The organism is Cupriavidus sp. 10L43_2 (genome assembly GCF_056395265.1).
Window position 1 is genome coordinate 54,629 of sequence record NZ_JBFTJE010000018.1, and the last position, 17,050, is coordinate 71,678.

Annotated in this window: 17 protein-coding genes and 1 tRNA gene; 6 read left to right on the top strand and 12 right to left on the bottom strand. The window is 65.2% G+C overall.

The features are described 5' to 3' along the window. Window positions 1–6: 6 nt before the first annotated feature. Complete coding sequence (locus AC1DEL_RS21950) at window positions 7–1,200, bottom strand: efflux RND transporter periplasmic adaptor subunit (RefSeq protein ID WP_092299143.1); 1,194 nt, start codon at window positions 1,198–1,200, stop codon at window positions 7–9. Between the two features lie 171 nt (window positions 1,201–1,371). Then, window positions 1,372–3,798, bottom strand: a complete 2,427-nt coding sequence (locus AC1DEL_RS21955) for a carbohydrate-binding family V/XII (RefSeq protein ID WP_477126230.1) — start codon at window positions 3,796–3,798, stop codon at window positions 1,372–1,374. 288 nt (window positions 3,799–4,086) lie between these two features. Here AC1DEL_RS21955 and AC1DEL_RS21960 point away from each other — a divergent pair, with 288 nt between their 5' ends. Next, window positions 4,087–5,220, top strand: coding sequence for a metallophosphoesterase (locus AC1DEL_RS21960; RefSeq protein WP_477126247.1), 1,134 nt, complete (start codon window positions 4,087–4,089; stop codon window positions 5,218–5,220). Window positions 5,221–5,277: 57 nt separating this feature from the next. On the opposite strand, the gene ettA is transcribed toward AC1DEL_RS21960, so the two are convergent. Next, window positions 5,278–6,945, bottom strand: a complete 1,668-nt coding sequence (ettA, locus tag AC1DEL_RS21965) for an energy-dependent translational throttle protein EttA (RefSeq protein WP_441593380.1) — start codon at window positions 6,943–6,945, stop codon at window positions 5,278–5,280. 169 nt (window positions 6,946–7,114) lie between these two features. Between ettA and AC1DEL_RS21970 the strand changes: the two genes are divergently transcribed. From AC1DEL_RS21970 to AC1DEL_RS21990, 5 genes are all read left to right on the top strand, one after another. Then, a complete protein-coding gene (locus AC1DEL_RS21970) occupies window positions 7,115–7,957 on the top strand; it encodes a hypothetical protein (protein ID WP_477126231.1) in 843 nt (280 codons plus the stop codon). Between the two features lie 58 nt (window positions 7,958–8,015). Continuing rightward, complete coding sequence (locus tag AC1DEL_RS21975; protein WP_255370935.1) at window positions 8,016–8,459, top strand: hypothetical protein; 444 nt, start codon at window positions 8,016–8,018, stop codon at window positions 8,457–8,459. 206 nt (window positions 8,460–8,665) lie between these two features. Continuing rightward, entirely contained in the window at window positions 8,666–8,968 is a 303-nt protein-coding gene (locus tag AC1DEL_RS21980; RefSeq protein WP_255370936.1) for a hypothetical protein, read from the top strand. A gap of 74 nt (window positions 8,969–9,042) precedes the next feature. Continuing rightward, entirely contained in the window at window positions 9,043–9,264 is a 222-nt protein-coding gene (locus tag AC1DEL_RS21985) for a hypothetical protein (RefSeq protein ID WP_092299156.1), read from the top strand. 49 nt (window positions 9,265–9,313) lie between these two features. Continuing rightward, complete coding sequence (locus tag AC1DEL_RS21990) at window positions 9,314–9,817, top strand: M48 metallopeptidase family protein (protein WP_477126248.1); 504 nt, start codon at window positions 9,314–9,316, stop codon at window positions 9,815–9,817. Window positions 9,818–9,856: 39 nt separating this feature from the next. Here the strand turns inward: AC1DEL_RS21990 and AC1DEL_RS21995 are convergent, their stop codons facing one another. The 9 genes from AC1DEL_RS21995 to AC1DEL_RS22035 form a co-directional block, all read right to left on the bottom strand. Beyond that, entirely contained in the window at window positions 9,857–10,753 is an 897-nt protein-coding gene (locus AC1DEL_RS21995) for an endo alpha-1,4 polygalactosaminidase (protein WP_477105962.1), read from the bottom strand. 63 nt (window positions 10,754–10,816) lie between these two features. Then, window positions 10,817–11,485, bottom strand: coding sequence for a DUF2894 domain-containing protein (locus AC1DEL_RS22000; RefSeq protein WP_477126232.1), 669 nt, complete (start codon window positions 11,483–11,485; stop codon window positions 10,817–10,819). After that, entirely contained in the window at window positions 11,478–12,125 is a 648-nt protein-coding gene (locus tag AC1DEL_RS22005; protein WP_092299162.1) for an OmpA family protein, read from the bottom strand. The genes AC1DEL_RS22000 and AC1DEL_RS22005 overlap by 8 nt, the downstream gene beginning before the upstream one ends. After that, window positions 12,122–14,017: a DUF802 domain-containing protein gene (locus AC1DEL_RS22010; RefSeq protein WP_477126233.1), complete on the bottom strand. Its 1,896-nt coding sequence runs from the start codon at window positions 14,015–14,017 to the stop codon at window positions 12,122–12,124. Before AC1DEL_RS22010 ends, AC1DEL_RS22005 begins: the two co-directional genes overlap by 4 nt. Before the next feature lie 10 nt (window positions 14,018–14,027). Next, on the bottom strand, window positions 14,028–14,726 hold the full coding sequence (locus AC1DEL_RS22015; RefSeq protein WP_477126234.1) for a DUF3348 domain-containing protein: 699 nt from the start codon (window positions 14,724–14,726) through the stop codon (window positions 14,028–14,030). A gap of 81 nt (window positions 14,727–14,807) precedes the next feature. Next, a tRNA-Thr gene (locus tag AC1DEL_RS22020) sits at window positions 14,808–14,883 on the bottom strand. Window positions 14,884–14,933: 50 nt separating this feature from the next. Further along, a complete protein-coding gene (locus AC1DEL_RS22025; protein WP_092299231.1) occupies window positions 14,934–15,422 on the bottom strand; it encodes a ClpXP protease specificity-enhancing factor in 489 nt (162 codons plus the stop codon). A gap of 27 nt (window positions 15,423–15,449) precedes the next feature. Beyond that, window positions 15,450–16,061, bottom strand: coding sequence for a glutathione S-transferase N-terminal domain-containing protein (locus tag AC1DEL_RS22030; protein WP_008643086.1), 612 nt, complete (start codon window positions 16,059–16,061; stop codon window positions 15,450–15,452). Between the two features lie 244 nt (window positions 16,062–16,305). Beyond that, window positions 16,306–17,049 (bottom strand): cytochrome c1, encoded by a 744-nt coding sequence (locus tag AC1DEL_RS22035; RefSeq protein ID WP_092299234.1) that lies wholly within the window; start codon window positions 17,047–17,049, stop codon window positions 16,306–16,308. Between the last annotated feature and the right edge of the window lies 1 nt (window position 17,050).

Here is a 17,050-nt window from a genome sequence, read left to right on the forward strand (position 1 = left end):
TCCGGTTCAGGTCTTGGCCGGGGCCGGGGGGGCACTGGCCGGGGCACTGACGGGGCGGCTGCCCTCGCCGACCGCCGCCGGCGGGGCCTCGCCGGTCACGCGCACCGGTGCGCCGGCCGCCAGCTTGCCGGCGCCGTCCACCACCACGGTCTCGTTCGGCTCGAGCCCCTTGGCGATGCGCCACATCGAGCCGGACAGCTCGCCCACCATCACCGGCCGCGGCTGGGCCTTGTTGTCCTTGTCCACCACGTAGACCAGATCGCCCTTGGGGCCATGCATGACCGCGCGCTGCGGCACGACGATGGCGCCGGGCCGGCTCGCGCCGCTGACCAGCACGCGCACGAACTGGCCGGGCCGCAGCTGGCCGCCCGGGTTCGGCATCAGCGCGCGCACGAGGTAGGTGCCGGTGTTCTGGTTGTACGTGGCATCGGCGAAGGTGATGCGGCCCTTTTGTGGGTACTCGCTGCCATCGGCCATGATCACGGTCACCGTGTATTGATCGTCGTGCGGCACCACCAGCGACTTCGCCTCGCGCTGGGCGCGGAACTCGAGCGTCTGGGGCTCGGAGATGCTGAAGTTGATCCGCATCGGCTGGAGCGTGGAGACCGTGGTCAGCAGGCTGTTGGACGTGCTGACATAGGCACCCACCGGCAGCACGGCGAAGCTGGACACGCCATCCACGGGCGAGCGCACGTAGGTGTAGGACAGGTTCAGTTCCTGGGTCTTCACCTCGGCCTGGGCCTGCTCCACGCCGGCGGCGGCCTCGTGGAAGTTGCCGTTGGCATCGTCGAGATCCTTCTGCGAGAGCGCGTTGCGCGCCGCCAGCGGCTTCACGCGGGCGAGGTTGGCGCGGGCCACCTCGAACCGGGCCTTCTGCTGGGCCAGCTGCGCCCGGGCGGCGTCGAGCTGGACCTGGAACGGCTTGTGGTCGATCTCGAACAGCAGCTGGTTTTCCTTGACCACCGCGCCTTCGGTGTAGTTGCGCTTGATCAGGAAGCCGGCCACGCGGGCGCGGATATCGACGGCCTGGTCGCTCTCGGTCTGGCCGACGAAATCGAAGGTCACGGGCAGGTCCTGCGCCGCCGTCTTGACCACCTGCACCGGCACGGCCTGCTGGGCTGCCGGCGGGGGTTCGGATTTCTTGCAGGCACCCAGGCCGAGCGCGGCAACGGCCAGGACGATGGGGAAAACCAGTTTCATGTGCCGCTCCGCTGCGGTTGGGTCTCGCTGCGCGGCGGCGTGCCGCACAACGTGCGTGTGGGCAGGTTAAAGCGGTGTCGGCGGCGCCACCATTCAAACTTTTCGTCGCCGCCTTCAACAAATTCGTTCGATGCAGTCTCTGCGGACAGGCGGGTTCGAGACTGCGCGCGATCAGCGCCGGAAGCCGTGGAAGCGACCGCCTCCGCCGCCGAATCCGCCGCCACCGAAGCGCCCGCCCCCGCCCTGGAAGCCGCCCCCGCGGCCCTGCCACTGCTGCGCGGAATTGCCGAAGCGTTGCTGGCCGACATCGCGCGCCTGGCGCTGCTGGTCGAGCCGGTTCTGCACGTCGCTGTTTGGCTGCACCGGCTGCCAGCCGTTGGGGGTGTGCTGCTGCCAGCCATCGTCGGTGCGCTGGTAGACGTTGCCGTCGTGGCCGGCGTAGACGTTGCCGTTGTTCCACGCCACGGCGTTGTTCTTGTTCGGATTGACCACCACACCGCGGCTGCCGGCGGTGTGGTCGCCGGTCTGGGTGTTGCCGGCCACGCCGAACTCGGCGGCGCCAGCCCGGCCGGTTTGCGCGTTGTAGCCCGCCACCTGCCGGCCGCCCGCGTAGTTGCCCGTGTACTCGTTGCCGACCACGCCGCCGCGCCCGGCGCCTTCGCGCCCGGTGGATGGATTCGAGAACGAGCCCTGCCGCCCGGCGGCGTAGTCGCCCGAATACGGATTGAATGCGGCGCCCCGGCTGCCCTGGTAGCGCGCGCCGGTGGCCGGGTTGTAGCCGGACCCCGCCGTGCCGCGCCACTGGGTGCCGGTCCACGCGTTCCAGCCCTGGGCGTGCGTGACCGTGCCCTGGCCCCATCGGCCATAGAAATTCGCCTGATTCACGTTGACGTAGTTCCAGCCGTAGCCGCCGCCCCACCAGTACGGGCCCCAGTACGGCGACGCCGCGCCCCAGATGGCGCCGGCCGCGAAGCCAAACGCGAAGCCCTCGGTCACGCCCACGGCAAACCCGGCGCCATAGCCGTAGGTGGCGGGGTAACCGTAGTAGTAGGCGCCCACATAGGGCGGATAGACATAGCCGGTGCCGTAGACCACGGTGCCGTCGGGGTTGACCACCACGCCCATGTAGCCGGGGGTGTAGCCGACCACCACCGCCTCAGGCGTGACCGAATAGACCCGCACGTAGGTGACGTAGTAGATCGGCGAACTCGGCGGGATGGTGTAGATGGCGGACGGCACCTCGGTGGCCACATGCCACGGTCCGCCCGGCACGCTCGCCGTGAACCAGACGCCGTTGGCCACGGCGTAGTAATGGTTGCTATCCACCTCGATCACCGGCGTGCCCGTGTTCACCGCGTATTGCAGCGAGGTGCCGGTGATCGGCACGAACTTCGGCGTGCCGTCATAGACCACGGCCACCGTGGCCTTGGCCCGCGCCACCGATGCCGTCTGCGGAATCGTGGCGGCGATCTCGGCCTCGCGCGCCTGCGGCGTGCCCGGCACCGAGACCAGCACGTTGGCCTTGGGATCCTGCGGGGAGATCTTGGCGAAGTCGGCCGGTAGCTGATTGCCAGCCACGTGCGTCCACGGCCCGGTCAGCATTGGCGCGCGGAACCAGCGGCCSGARAGCAGCACGTAAGACTGGTTGGTGGATGGATCGACGAAGACCGCGTGATCGGCGTTGGACACCGTGAGCAGGCTGGTGCCGCCCACCGGGGTCATCTTCGGCTCGCCGCTGGTGACGATCAGTTCGGCCGGCTGCGTGGCCAGCAGCACGGCCGGCGCCTGCGCGGGCGGCTTGCCGCTGGCCGGCAACATCGGATCGGGCTTCGGCTCGGCCTTGTTTGCCTGGATCTTGCTGGCCGCGCCGAGCAGGGCCGCCGGCGGCGACGGCACCACGGCCCACGCGCCGCCCGCCGACTCGGACTTGTACCAGTAACCGGCGGCGTTGAGCCAAAGCTCCCCGCCCGCTTCGCGCAACAGCAGGGCGCGGCTGTTGATCGCCCGCTCCAGCGACGTGCCGCCCACGGCGCGCCACGCGGGTTCACCATCGACATGCACCAGCAAGGTCGGCGTGGTGGCGAACAGGATCTGCGGCACGTCGTTCTTCACCGGCACGCGCACCGCGCGGCCCAGTTGCTGGGACACCGCGTAGCTGGCCTGCAGTTGATCCAGCGGCACCGTCAGCCCCTTGGCCGGCAGCCGCGCGATGACCGCCTGGCGCACCGTGTCGGCCGCGTCGGGGCGGGTGGGGACTTCCACGCTTTCGATCTCGATCTGGGAGAGCTGGACCAGCGCCGAGGGCTTGTCGATGTCGGCCGTCGCGGAGAAATGCACCACGCCGTAGGTCGGCGTGCCGTCGCGCGGGCCCACCGCCACGGCGGCGCGGCCCGACATGCGGGTGCCATCCCATTTCTCGATTTCTGGCTGATAGAGCTCGATGTGGTCGCCGGTGGTATCAAAGTTGCGCGGCCACGTGAGTGGCGTGAGCGGCGAGCGCGCCGGCGGCTGTGCAGCCAGGATTGGCGCGGTGGCGCCCAGCAAGGCCAGGGCGACCATCGCCCGGCAGGACAACCCACGCATGAAGCGGAACGACATGGCGACTCCGTCGAATTGCGCAGCATCCGGCACAAGCGGGCTGCTGAGAGGAATCTAATGGAGGCGCTCAGACGGGACAATCCCTGTCGAAAACATTCATTTCGTACGTTGAATCCGCGCAGATCACCGCAGCACTGGGTACGGTTTGGACCGCCCGGCCTGAGGCCAGGTGTGCATCTTGCTTCGCTTGAGAATCCTCTGAATCTGGCACCCTGCCCTTGAAGCCGCGTTATGCCAGCCTCACCTTCCTCGGATAACTACGATGCCTAAGGCCATCCGATGAGCGCCCTGCCGCCCCGCCGTTCGATTCTCTTTGCCGCCTCCATCACGGCGCTGCTGCATGGCTATATCGGCGTGCGGCTGTTGCCGGACCTGCCCGTGCCGATGGCCGTGGCCTGCCTGGGCGCGCTCTGGCTCGTCATCTCGGCCCTGCTGCTGCCCACCGCGCTGCTGGCACGGCGCCTGACGCCGCCCTGGGCGGACCGGGTTTCCTGGCTCGGCATGCTGGCGATGGGATTTTTCTCAACGCTGCTGATCCTGACCGCGGCGCGCGACCTGTTCCTGCTCGGGACGCTGGCCGTGGGCTGGCATCCGCCCGCCCTGCTGCCCGACAGCGCGGTCGCCGTGGTGGGGCTGGCGCTGCTGGTCAGCGTGATCGGCTATTTCAATGCGCGCGGGCTGGCCCGGGTGGTCGAGGTGGATGTGCCGATTCCCAATCTGCCCGAGGCGCTGCACGGCTTCACGATCGCCCAGATCAGCGACATCCACGTCGGCCCGACGATCAAGAAGCCCTACCTGGACCGCATCGTGGACCGCGTGAACCAGTTGCAGGCCGATGCGGTGGCCGTGACCGGCGACCTCGTGGACGGCACCGTGCGCGAGCTGGCCGACCACACCGCACCGCTGGGCCGGCTATCGGCCAAACACGGGGCCTTCGTCGTGACCGGCAACCATGAGTACTACTCGGGCGCCGAAGCGTGGATCGTTGAACTACGCCGATTGGGCCTGCGCGTGCTGATGAACGAGCATGTGGTGGTGGAGCGGGACGGCGCAGCGCTGGTGCTGGGCGGCGTGACCGACTATTCGGCAGGCCACTTCATCGATAGCCATCGCAGCGATCCGGTGCAGGCGCTGGCCGGCGCGCCGGCGCACGCGGCGGTGCGGGTGCTGCTGGCCCACCAGCCACGTACCGCACCGGCGGCAGCGGCGGCCGGCTTCCAGCTGCAATTGTCCGGACATACCCATGGCGGGCAGTTCTGGCCGTGGAACCTGTTCGTGCCGATGCAGCAGCCCTACGTGCATGGGCTGAACCGGCATGAAAACCTGTGGGTGTATGTGAGCCGCGGTACGGGCTACTGGGGGCCACCGAAACGCTTCGGGGCGCCTTCGGAGATCACGAAGGTGAGGCTGGTGCGGGGGTGATGCGGGGGTGATGCCTGCGGATTCCCCTCCCCCGCGCGGGAGAGGGGAATCCCACGATCAACGTACGATCGGCTTGTAGCGGATGCGCTTCGGCTTGGCGCCTTCCTCGCCGAGACGGCGCTTCTTGTCCGCCTCGTATTCCTGGTAGTTGCCGGGGAAGAATTCCACGTGGGAATCGCCCTCGAACGCCAGGATGTGCGTGGCGATGCGGTCCAGGAACCAGCGATCATGCGAGATCACCATCACGCAGCCCGCGAATTCCAGCAGCGCATCTTCCAGCGCGCGCAGCGTTTCCACGTCGAGATCGTTCGACGGTTCATCGAGCAGCAGCACGTTGCCACCCGCGATCAGCGTCTTGGCCATGTGCAGCCGGCCGCGCTCGCCGCCGGAGAGCGTGCCCACATGCTTCTGCTGGTCGCCGCCCTTGAAGTTGAAGCGGCCGATGTAGGCGCGCGACGGCGTTTCGTAGCGGCCCACGGTCAGCACGTCCGAACCGCCCGAGATTTCCTCGAACACGGTCTTGTTCGGATCCAGCGCGTCGCGGCTCTGGTCGACGAACGCCATCTTCACGGTCGGCCCGATCTTGATCTCGCCGCTATCCGGCTGCTCCTTGCCGGTCAGCATGCGGAAGAAGGTGGACTTGCCGGCGCCGTTCGGCCCGATGATGCCGACGATCGCGCCCGGCGGCACCTTGAAGCTCAGGTTGTCGATCAGCAGGCGGTCGCCATAGCCCTTGCTCACGCCGTCGAACTCGATGACCTCGTTGCCGAGGCGCTCGCCCACGGGGATGAAAATCTCCTGGGTTTCGTTGCGCTTCTGGTATTCCTGGCTGTTCAGTTCGTCGAACCGCGCCAGACGCGCCTTCGACTTGGCCTGCCGGCCCTTCGGGTTCTGGCGCACCCACTCCAGTTCCTTGTTCAGTGCCTTCTGGCGCGCCGACTCGGTCGACTCTTCCTGCTTCAGGCGCTGCTCCTTCTGGTCCAGCCACGAGCTGTAGTTGCCCTTCCACGGAATGCCGTGTCCGCGGTCCAGCTCCAGGATCCATTCGGCGGCGTTGTCGAGGAAGTAGCGATCGTGGGTCACGGCCACCACGGTGCCCGGGAAGCGCGTGAGGAACTGTTCGAGCCAGTCCACGGACTCGGCGTCCAGGTGGTTGGTCGGTTCGTCGAGCAGCAGCATGTCCGGGCGCGACAGCAGCAGGCGGCACAGCGCCACGCGGCGCTTCTCGCCACCGGACAGATGGCCGACCTTGGCTTCCCACGGCGGCAGGCGCAGCGCATCGGCGGCGATATCGAGCTGGAGGTCGACGTTGTTGCCGTCGCTGGCGGCCAGGATGGCCTCGTATTTCGCCTGATCGGCGGCCAGGGCGTCGAAATCGGCGTCCGGCTCGGCATAGGCCGCGTAGATCTCGTCGAGCTTCTTGCGCGCCTCGAACACGCCGCCGAGCGCCTCTTCCACGGACTCGCGCACGGTCTGCTCGGGGTCGAGCTGCGGTTCCTGCGGCAGGTAGCCGATGTTCAGGTTCGGCATCGGCGTGGCTTCGCCCTCGATCTCCTTGTCCAGGCCAGCCATGATCTTCAGCACCGTGGACTTGCCCGAGCCGTTCAGGCCCAGCACGCCAATCTTGGCGCCGGGGAAGAAGGACAGCGAAATGTCCTTGAGAATGTGACGCTTGGGCGGAACGATCTTGCCCACGCGATTCATGGTGAAAACGTACTGTGCCATGGAGGTGTGCGGTGTGTGACTAGGAATGGCGGGAGTGTAGCAGGCGGATGGGCGGGGCCGGCGTGCCGCGGGCGCGGCAAAAATGGCGCCCAATTTCAGACTCGTCTCATTGCTGAGGCACTGAGCGGTTCGGAGAATCGGGCGGGTTCACCACTGGATCGGACCCGACATGGCAAAACTATTGCGCCGCAGCGGCGCGGCAATGGGCGCGCAAATCACGCTCATCGCTGGAAACCAACTCCCTTTCAGGGTCTCGGGCCTGGGCCCGAACCGCAGGCATCTCGCCTTCCGGAGCAGCGACTCCACCTTGAGAATCCTCCCGCTCAAGGTCAATGACCGGGATATCGAGCAACAACTGAAGATCGAAGTCAGCGAAACCGGCATCGTGAGCCGGCGGGTGGTGCATGTCGATGCCTATATATATGGCACCACCCAGCGGGATGCGAATACGCCGAGGCTGACGGTGGAGGTGTTGCCAAGGCTTGAGTTGCCAGACGCGGGGACCGAGGCGGGGATTTTGACGCGGATGTTGGTGGTGGAGAACGCGAACCCCGATAGCGACAAATTCAGCAGTCTGGATGAGGCGCTCAAGTGCATGCAATGGATGGTGCATGTCATGCGTAATCGGCTACGCCTCGGGGCAACACATTTTGCAGCGCGCGGTGCCACCAGCTTGACCGATCTTATCAAGGCACCCAATCAGGTAGAGGGTTTCGAAAGCTACCCGATCATTGCGGACCGTCCGGCGCTTCTGCTGAACAAAACCATGAACATTGCGAACGACGGTACGCACGCAAAAAACGCGGCCTTCCGAACCTACGTGGAAAATGCGATAGCGGTCGCCAGTGGAAAGCATTTTGGAAACGACCCATCTGCCGGCGAGATGTACGCATGGCGAACGCTTCCGTCAAAGCCACCGGGGCCCAATTTCGAGCCATTTCAACAACTTGGAGGCCAGCAGTTCTACACATTGACCAAGTCGTTTCTTGCGCAGTTGAATGCCAAAAAATAGGGCGACTTCCATGAGAAAGACAATCCTGGCTCTCTTGGCCTTCTGCTCGATAAATGCCATGGCCAAAGACAAGCTACCGGACGCCGTTTCGGAAACCGCAACGGGACGCACAAGAGCTTCGACGAACCCCTATTACAGGGATCCCGCTAAAGCCATTCGCTATCTGGTCGCCAGTAGCGGCAAGAACCAACAGCGCAATCGATTTTGCACTGTTGGCTACAGGATGCCGCAAGGATATTTGGTGGTCTGGACCTTGTGGGAGGAGGAGCGAACCCTCCTGCTCTGGCGAGGAAGCTCTGACGCGGACATGCGGCTGGCCGGCTTGGCAATGGCGCGCCACAGCCTAATGCTCGGCCGCGACACCGTAGCCACCGAGAACGACATCAAGGGCAGCACCTATCTCGTCACAGTCGACTGGTGGATCTCCATCGCCGATGACTGCCGCAAGCACGGCGAGCAGTACGAAATCGAGCCGTTCGCGATCAGGGAGCCGCGTCAATGAAAATAGCGCCTTGGGGCTTCCTGCTATTCGCACTTCTAGGGTGGAGCAGTACACAAGCGAATCATGATCTACCTGATGCTGTTGCCGGCAATGCCTCCGGGCGATTCAGAGTCTCCGCTGATCCGGGCTACCTAGACCCAAGGGCGACAATCAAGTACCTCCTCGCGATAGAGAGAGCAAACCGAGAGCGGAATCGCTTTTGTGTCGTGGGCTATAAATTCCCCAGCGGCAACGAACTGGCCTGGGTGGTCTGGGAAGAAAAACGGCTGATGATGCTCTGGGACCCCAGCCTTTACGCCGACACCCGCTTGAAAGCCCTGACGATGGCCCGCCGAAATCTCAAACTCGGCCGCGACACTGTTGCCACCGAGAACGACATCAACGGCAGCACGTATATCGTCACGGTGGACTGGTGGATCTCCATCGCCGATGACTGTCGCAAGCATGGCGAGCAGTACGAAATCGAGCCGTTCCGGATTGCCCCGTCGAAAACCAGCGATCCACGCTGATTCGTGGGCATCGTTACAATGTCGCCTTTGTCCCGCGAATCCCGCGAGGCCTCCGACACTCGGTCCGAATTGCCATGAAAGCTGCTCTTACCCTCAAGTTCAAGTGCAAGAAGTGCACCAAACCCGTCACACTGTATCTGCAAAAGACGTCGGCCTGCTCGCACATCCTGCCGTACCAGGGTTTCTGCAAGTGCGGCGAGATGATGCGCCATGCCACCGGGGACAAGGACGCCGTCGAGTCGTTCGTCAACTCGGTGGATAACAGCTGGATGCACCATCACCATCATCACCACTAAATAGGAAGGGTCTGTGAGCGAAGGCTGGCGCCCCGGCGTGAAGGATCCGATGCGCTTCCTGGGTGGTTATCCGCCCGGGGTGCTCGACCAGGTGCGCGCGCTGATCGCGGCGGGCGGGTTGGGGGATCACCTCGCGCGGCGCTATCCGGCGCCGCACACGGTCCAGACGGATCGCGCGCTGTACGACTACACGTCGGACATCAAGCAGGAATACCTGCGCAGCGCGCCGCCGCTGCACAAGGTGGGCTACGACGCGCGCCTCGACACCGCGCAGCACGCGCTCGGCCTGCACACCGCCATCTCGCGCGTGCAGGGCGGCAAGCTCAAGGCCAAGAAGGAAATCCGCGTGGCGTCGCTGTTCAAGGAGGCGCCGGCGGACTTTCTCCGCATGATCGTCGTCCACGAACTGGCCCACCTGAAAGAGAGCGACCACAACAAGGCGTTCTATCGGCTCTGCGAGCACATGGAGCCACGCTATCACCAGCTCGAATTCGACACGCGGCTATTCCTGGCGTGGCGCGAGCTGGAGAAAACCGGCAAGGCGCCAGACTGAGGCGGCTCGCCGGCCTCCCCCGGCCTGAATTGCAACAGCCTAGTCGCAGGTGTAGCGGAAGTTATCGTTCAGCTTCAGCGGCAAGACCACCGTGCGCAGGTTCAGCGCCTGAGCCTTCGCGCAGAGCGTCGGGCGCCGCGCGGGGTCCTTCCATTTCGCCGCATATTCCACATTGAAAACGGCCTTGCCCTGCGTGGTGAACGCCGCGTAGACCCCGCATTCGTTGTACTGGAAGCACTGCTCATTGACCGCGAAATCGAAATCGCCGGCAAGCTGGGCGACCTGATCGATATCGTTCTTGAGCCCGATGGCCAGCCCGCGCGCGTGGGCCTCGGTGGCCAGAAAGCGGTTGTAGTCGAGCTGCGTCGCGGCCGTCAACGGCACGCCGGGGTTGTTGGTGTAGCCGTCGACATTGTCCGTGTCGATGCCATCGCACCCCTTCGCCTTCGCGAGGTCCATCCGCGCCGTCATGATCTTGCGGACGTTGGCGGAACGGGTGTCGAGCCAGCGCTCGCCTGCCCAGCCATCGAGCGGATGGCCCTGGTCGGCGGCCGTGAATTGAGAGTAATCCGAACGCCAGTTCTCGCTGCTACCGGCGGAGAAGTAGCAGACCACGCGCTTGCCTTGGGACTTCAGCGTGTCGATGGTGGCCTGCGGGGTGTCGAAGAGGTCGAAATCGAACACGACGGCGTTGTACGACGTGTTGAGCTTGCCCTGGAGCTGGAGCTGCCACGTGTCCGTGGCGGCCGGCATCCAGCGTGTGGTGGGAAGTGCGCTGGCGCTGGCGGTAGCCTTGCTCGTCGTGGCGGTCACCTCCGAGACGCGGACGACGGAACCGCCGTCGTCATCGCCCCCACCGCCGCAGGCGGCAAGCGTTGCCACGGCCACCGCCGCGGCGAGGCGCGCGAGGTCGCCCATGCCCTGATTGTTATCCATCATTGACCCTTCCTGTTGTTATCCCAACTGTATGCGGCACATTATGCGTGCAAGCATGGGCGATCAGGCAAGGGGGTCGGCATCGGCGGCACGGCGCTTGACGCGCGGTCGTTTTGGGGCGCTTGCGGCACGGCGCGCCGGCGGTTCGGCGGGCGCGCCGCCGGGACTCATCTGCTCGAGCCACGCCAGGCCATCGACATAGGACAAAAAACGCTGGAAATAGCCCGGCGATACGTCCTGCATCAGCGCAAGTGCGCCATGCACAAGATGATTCGTATTGAGCGGCCCGGCGTTCGCCGGCACGCTGTCCAGTGCCTCGCGCAACTGGCGGTCGGCGCTGACGCGCGCCCAACTGTCGCGGAAATAGTCGATCAGGGCCGGCGCCGGCTCGGGACCGCGTTGCGCGCCAGCGACAGGTGGCAGCGCACTGGCCGAGGACCGCGCAGCGATGTATTCCACGAGTCCGCCGAGCGGGCTGGCGTCTGGCTTGGCCGGCCGGTCAGCGCGTGGGGCGGCTTGCGTGAGGGCATCGCCAAAGGACGCCACGAGGTGCGCAAGCCGTGCATCGAGCAGTTCGCGCGCTTCGCCATGCTGGGTCGCCGAGCGCCGCGCCAGCGCTTCCAGGAATCGGAAGCGCACCGGGTCGATCCGTTCGGCGCCGCGCTCGCGCCAGGCGGCGAGGCGGGCGCGCGGATCCTGGCGCGGGTCCTGGTGCGGGTCCAATTCAGCCATGAGACTTTGCCGCACCCGTGGACACTCTCGGAATCGGCGCGATCTCCACGCGGCGGTTTTTGGCGCGGCTCGCGACGTCGGCATTCGGCACCACCGGCTGCTCGGCGCCGAACGCGGCAGAGAACACCATCGCGGCGGGAATGCCCGCATCGATTAGCGCGCGCGTCACAGTCAGTGCGCGCTGGGCAGACAATTCCCAATTGTCGGCAAAGCGGCGATTGCTGTCGCGCACCTGGGTGTCATCGGTATAGCCGCTCACCATCAGGATCTCGTCGCGCGCATGCAGATAGGCCCCCAGCGGCGCAGCGAGCCCCTTCAGCAACTCGCGCCCTTCTGGCTGCAACTGGTCCGAATTCACCGCGAACAACACGTTCCCGCTGATGCCGATGCGCCCGTTCACGAGCGTCACACGGCCCGCCGAAAGCGGCCCCGCCAGCGCCTTCTCGAGCGTCTCGCGCCGCTGCATCTCCTCCTGCCGCTGCTTGACCTCGGCTTCGAGCCGGGCCGACAGCTCCATCTGGAAGCCGATCACCCCAAGCAAAATCAGCACGAAGCCGCCCAGTAGCACCGACATCAGGTCGCCGAAGACGGCCCAGACGGGCGCCGTTGACTCCACGCCGGCGTCGAGGTCCTCACTCATGCGGCCTCCGCGCCCGGTCCGTTGGCCGCGCCCGGCGCTGCCAGCCGTTGCAGGTCTTCCAGGATTTGCTTCTGCGACAGCATGCTGAGATCGACCACTTCCCGCGCCTGCGCCACGTAGTAGGCGAGCTGCTCGTCGCTGCGCGTCATCGACTTGTCGAGCGCAGCCTCGATGCGTTCCAAATGCGCGACCAACTGCCCGTTGGCATCGCTGAACACCTGCACGGCGGCGCCGAACGACTCGCCAAGGCTGGCGGTCTCGACGGCGCTGCACGACACCTGCGCGGCAATCGTCGCCATGCGTCCGGATTCGGACTCGACCGTCTCGGCAAACCGGGCGCCGACGCGCTCAAGCAGCTCCGCCGTGGTCGTCACGAGGCCGTCAACCGCGGCGCGCTGGCCGGTGGAGGCATGGTTCACGGCATCGAGCAGCGTCTCCAGCGATGCCAGCAGGCGCCCACGTTCGGCGAGCATCGCGTTGTCGCGCGCGAGGCCGTCGGAGAGCTTCTCCCGCAGTTCCTCGATGATGGCGGCCGCTGCCTTGGGGGCCGCCGTCGTGGCCTCGACGAGGCGGGACACTTCCGCAATCGTCTCACTGGCCTGGGCTTGCGTCTGCGTGGCGATGGCGGCGGCCATGGCGCCGAGCGCATCGGTCCACGCGGCCAGGCGCTGTTCGTCGCGAGCCAGCAACTGGGCCTGAAGATCAGCGTGCGACTGGCTCACCGTCGCCGCCAGCGATGCTGATTGCGATGCGAAACTGGCCGAAGTGCCAGCCAGTGCTTGCTGGTTCTCGCGTACCAGGGCTTCACCGAAGGTATCGAGCGATTGGCGGAGGTCGCGCGTCAGGGCTTCGCTTGCGTGTCGATGGTCGCCCAAGGCCTGCTGCCAGACATCGGCGACATTGGCAGTGGTTGTCGCGAACTGGGTCGAGATGCCTTCGAGTTGTTGCTGCACCGTCCCAGAGACGGTCTCGCGCAATGCCGACATCTCCTGCGCGAGACCGGCCATCGTCTCCCTGACGGCGGGCTCGACCACCGCGCTGACTACGCGCGCGCTCTCGGCAATACTGGATTTCAAGCTTTCTTCGACGGAGGACGCCAGCCGCGTGTAAGTCGCTTCGGTCGAACCGTGAAACGCCTCCTGGCTCGCGGCAAGGCGCTCGGCCAGGGTCCGGCTCTGGCGCTCCATCGTGGCCATCATGTCTTGCAGACGGTCGACCAGCGTCGGCATGACCTCGGCCTGACGCTGCACGAGCCGGAACATCTCATCGCGCTGATGGCTGCGCGAGAACGGGCGCAGCGTGGTGGCGATGCGGGTGTCGAGTTGCCGCACGGCTTCGATGCGCTCGCGCCGACACAGCGCCGCGATCAGGCCCAGCATCGCCGACGTGGCAACGCCCGCGACCGAGGTACCGAACGCGAAACCCAGCCCCTTCACCGGTGCCGCCAGCGAAGCACGCATGGCTTGCAGGTCCGTCGCCCCTTCCAGTGCCATGCCCGTGCCGCGCAGCGTGGCCACCATGCCGAGGAAAGTGCCGAACATGCCGAGCAGGACTAGCAATCCGACGAGATACGGCGTCAGCGTCGGCGCGGGGAGCGTCACGCGCTCGCCCTCGACGCGCAGCCGGACGGCATCGCGCAGACCGGCTGGAAGCGTGTCCAGCCACTGGCCGAGACCCGCCGGTTTCTCGGACAAATTCGAGACCGCATGCGCCAGCGAGGCCGTCTCCTGCCGATAGCACTGGAGTTCGAACGCGCCAGTCACGTAGAAGGCACCGATCACCAACGTCACGGCGAGGGCGAGCGCGTTCGCGCCCGCGTAGCCGGCACCGATCCAGCAAACCACGGCGAGACCGGCAACAAAAGCGACGATATGGGGAAGAATTCTGTTCATGTCTATGCAGTTAGCCAGCGCGCAGGGCGGCGAGCAGCCCTTCGACCGGTTCAAAACGGATGTCCAGTTCGGCAAGCAGGACAGCCTGCATGTCTTTGCGGAACTGCGTGAGCCAGGCGCCGGGCGCATGCTCGTGGGCTTGGCGCAAGTGCTCGAAATGGGTTTCCAACAGCGCCGGCACGCTCGCCAGCAGGCTCTGCTCGCGCGCACCCACCACGCGCTCCATGACGGTATCGACCATCGCCAGCTTCGCCATCGCGGGCTGCCGGGCGGTCAGCGCCTTGCGTAGCCGGCCTCGCAATATGCCGATTTCCGTCGCCATGGTTTGTTGCGTGGTCAGATAGCGGTGGCGATAGACAGCAAAATCGACCGTGGCGTCAGGCGACTCCGCCGGCACGGCTGGGCGCCCCGGCCCACGACGCCGCGCGCTTGATGTGCCGTCATCGACAATCGCATTGGCCAGCGCCGCGCGCACGCGCACGGCATCACGCGCCTCGGTATTCCCCGGGCGCGGCTGCAGCGACGATCCCGGCACTGGATGGCTGGTAAGTGCGGCGGACAGCGCGATGGCATCCGTCCACCCGAGCCATTGGCTTAGCTGGTGGGAGAGGGAACTGGCAGGTTCCGCAGCATCGACGTGGATCAGGCGAGACAGGAGCCGAACGAGCGTCGGGCCGCTATGGGCAGTGCGCCGTGGCAGATGGGACATACCGCCGGTTTCCGATCGAAAAACCAAGCAGTTTACAACGGACAAGGGGTTACAGCGCTTGCTGTAACCCCTTGTTTTATCTGGTGCCGGCTGCAGGACTCGAACCCGCCACCTGATGATTACAAATCAACTGCTCTACCTGATGAGCTAAGCCGGCATTTTGTTGCAGACCGCGATTCTACTGCATGCGACCCACTTTGACGATGGCTACTTCACCACCTTCAGCGACGGCTTCTTGCCTCCGATTCGCGGTACCGGGGGCGGAGTCGGATCGTCGTCCGTGCCGCCCTGTTCGGCCGTGACCGGCGTGTCTGCATCCACCGGTGCCAGCTTCGGCGGGGGATTGTTTTCACGCTCGGTGGCGGCCTGCGTCTCGGGGATGCTGCGCTCCACCGGGAACGCCATGCCCTGGCCATTTTCCCGCGCGTAGATCGCCAGCACGTTTTCCACGGGCACGTCGATCTTGCGCGATACACCACCAAAGCGCGCGCTGAACCCAATCCACTCGTTGCCCATGTCCAGCCCGCTCGTCGCATCGAAACTCACGTTCAGCACGATCTCGTTGTTTTTCACGAATTCGCGCGGCACGTTCGTATTCCCGTCGACAAACACGGCGATATACGGCGTAAAACCGTTATCCGTGCACCACTCGTAAATGGCGCGGATCAGGTAAGGCTTGGTGGATGTTTCAGACATTACGCTTCCGGTGGCGTCGATACCGTCTTAACGACGCATGACCTTTTCAGACGGGGTCAGCGCCTCGATGTACGCCGGGCGGCTGAAGATCCGTTCCGCATACTTGAGTAGCGGCGCGGCGTTCTTCGAGAGCTCGATCCCGTAGTGATCCAGGCGCCACAGCAGCGGCGCGATGGCGACGTCGAGCATCGAAAATTCTTCACCGAGCATGTACTTGTTCTTCACGAAGATCGGTGCGAGCTGGGTCAGGCGGTCGCGAATCGCGGCGCGGGCGCGCTCGTGATTCTTCTCGGCGGCCTTGCCCTTCTCGTTCTCGAGCACGTACACGTGGGTGAACAGTTCCTTCTCGAAATTGAAGAGGAACAGGCGGGCGCGTGCACGCTGCACCGGGTCGGCCGGCATCAGCTGCGGGTGCGGGAAGCGCTCGTCGATATACTCGTTGATGATGTTCGATTCGTACAGGATCAGGTCACGTTCGACGAGAATCGGCACCTGGCCGTACGGGTTCATCACCGAAATGTCTTCCGGCTTGTTGAACAGATCAACGTCGCGAATTTCAAAATCCATGCCCTTTTCGAACAGGACAAGGCGGCAACGTTGGGAAAACGGGCAAGTCGTACCCGAATACAACACCATCATGGTTGAATTCCTTGGGTGTAAAGTCGCCGGATGCAGTGCATGACGGCGAACTTGGCAGCGCTAGATCGGACAGGGCAAACATTCTGTCAGAACGCCCCATCGAAAAGCAAATAAGTTACAAATAGAGAAAGAGACGCTTGAGCCACCTAGACTGCCGATCCGCAACGGAAAAGGGCCGGCGCGGTGCTGCAACAGTGCAACTTCCGCGCCGGCCCTGCCGGCAGCCGCTGACGGCTGTTACAACTTACTTCACGTCCTTCCAGAAAGCCGCGTTCAGGCGCCAGGCAAAGACCGTGAACACGCCGAGGAACAGCAGCACCCAGACGCCCAGACGCTTGCGGTGGCTCTGCGCCGGTTCGGCCATCCAGTTCAGGTAGTTCACGATATCGGCCGCGGCCTGGTCATATTCCTGCGTGCTCAGCTTGCCCGGCGTGACCTGCTCGAAGCCCGCGAACTTGTGCACCTTCTGGCCGTGTTCTTCCACTTCGGCGAACTTGGCCGTGCGCTGGCCCTGCAGCTCCCACAGCACGTGCGGCATGCCGACGGCCGGGAAGACGAGGTTGTTCCAGCCCGTGGCGCGCGTGTCGTCGCGGTAGAAGGTACGCAGGTAGGTGTACAGCCAGTCGTTGCCGCGGGCGCGGGCGATGACCGACAGGTCCGGCGGCATGGCGCCGAAGAACGTCTTGGCGTCCTTCGGTGGCATCGCGATCGTCATGGTCTCGCCCACCTTGTCGGCCGTGAAGAGCAGGTTCTGACGGATCTGGTCATCCGTCAGCGCCAAGTCCCTGAGCCGGTTGTAGCGCATCATCGACGCGCCATGGCAGTTCAGGCAGTAGTTGACGAACAGCTTGGCACCGCGCTGCAGCGACGACACGTCGCTGGTGTCGAGCGGCGCCGGCTCCAGGGGGTAGCCCCCCTCGGAAGCCATCGCGGGCATGGCCGCGAAGCACGCGCCGACCAGTGCGAAGATCGAAAGCAACTTTTTCATC

Excerpts from the sequence above, each read along its gene's own strand:
- AC1DEL_RS22010 (WP_477126233.1), bottom strand. The coding sequence starts at position 14,017 with ATGAACAGAATTCTTCCCCATATCGTCGCTTTTGTTGCCGGTCTCGCC.
- AC1DEL_RS21970 (WP_477126231.1), top strand. The coding sequence starts at position 7,115 with ATGGCAAAACTATTGCGCCGCAGCGGCGCGGCAATGGGCGCGCAAATC.
- AC1DEL_RS22030 (WP_008643086.1), bottom strand. The coding sequence starts at position 16,061 with ATGATGGTGTTGTATTCGGGTACGACTTGCCCGTTTTCCCAACGTTGC.
- AC1DEL_RS21975 (WP_255370935.1), top strand. The coding sequence starts at position 8,016 with ATGGCCAAAGACAAGCTACCGGACGCCGTTTCGGAAACCGCAACGGGA.
- AC1DEL_RS21950 (WP_092299143.1), bottom strand. The coding sequence starts at position 1,200 with ATGAAACTGGTTTTCCCCATCGTCCTGGCCGTTGCCGCGCTCGGCCTG.
- AC1DEL_RS21985 (WP_092299156.1), top strand. The coding sequence starts at position 9,043 with ATGAAAGCTGCTCTTACCCTCAAGTTCAAGTGCAAGAAGTGCACCAAA.
- AC1DEL_RS22025 (WP_092299231.1), bottom strand. The coding sequence starts at position 15,422 with ATGTCTGAAACATCCACCAAGCCTTACCTGATCCGCGCCATTTACGAG.
- AC1DEL_RS22005 (WP_092299162.1), bottom strand. The coding sequence starts at position 12,125 with ATGAGTGAGGACCTCGACGCCGGCGTGGAGTCAACGGCGCCCGTCTGG.
- ettA (WP_441593380.1), bottom strand. The coding sequence starts at position 6,945 with ATGGCACAGTACGTTTTCACCATGAATCGCGTGGGCAAGATCGTTCCG.
- AC1DEL_RS22015 (WP_477126234.1), bottom strand. The coding sequence starts at position 14,726 with ATGTCCCATCTGCCACGGCGCACTGCCCATAGCGGCCCGACGCTCGTT.
- AC1DEL_RS21990 (WP_477126248.1), top strand. The coding sequence starts at position 9,314 with ATGCGCTTCCTGGGTGGTTATCCGCCCGGGGTGCTCGACCAGGTGCGC.
- AC1DEL_RS22035 (WP_092299234.1), bottom strand. The coding sequence starts at position 17,049 with ATGAAAAAGTTGCTTTCGATCTTCGCACTGGTCGGCGCGTGCTTCGCG.
- AC1DEL_RS21995 (WP_477105962.1), bottom strand. The coding sequence starts at position 10,753 with ATGGATAACAATCAGGGCATGGGCGACCTCGCGCGCCTCGCCGCGGCG.
- AC1DEL_RS22000 (WP_477126232.1), bottom strand. The coding sequence starts at position 11,485 with ATGGCTGAATTGGACCCGCACCAGGACCCGCGCCAGGATCCGCGCGCC.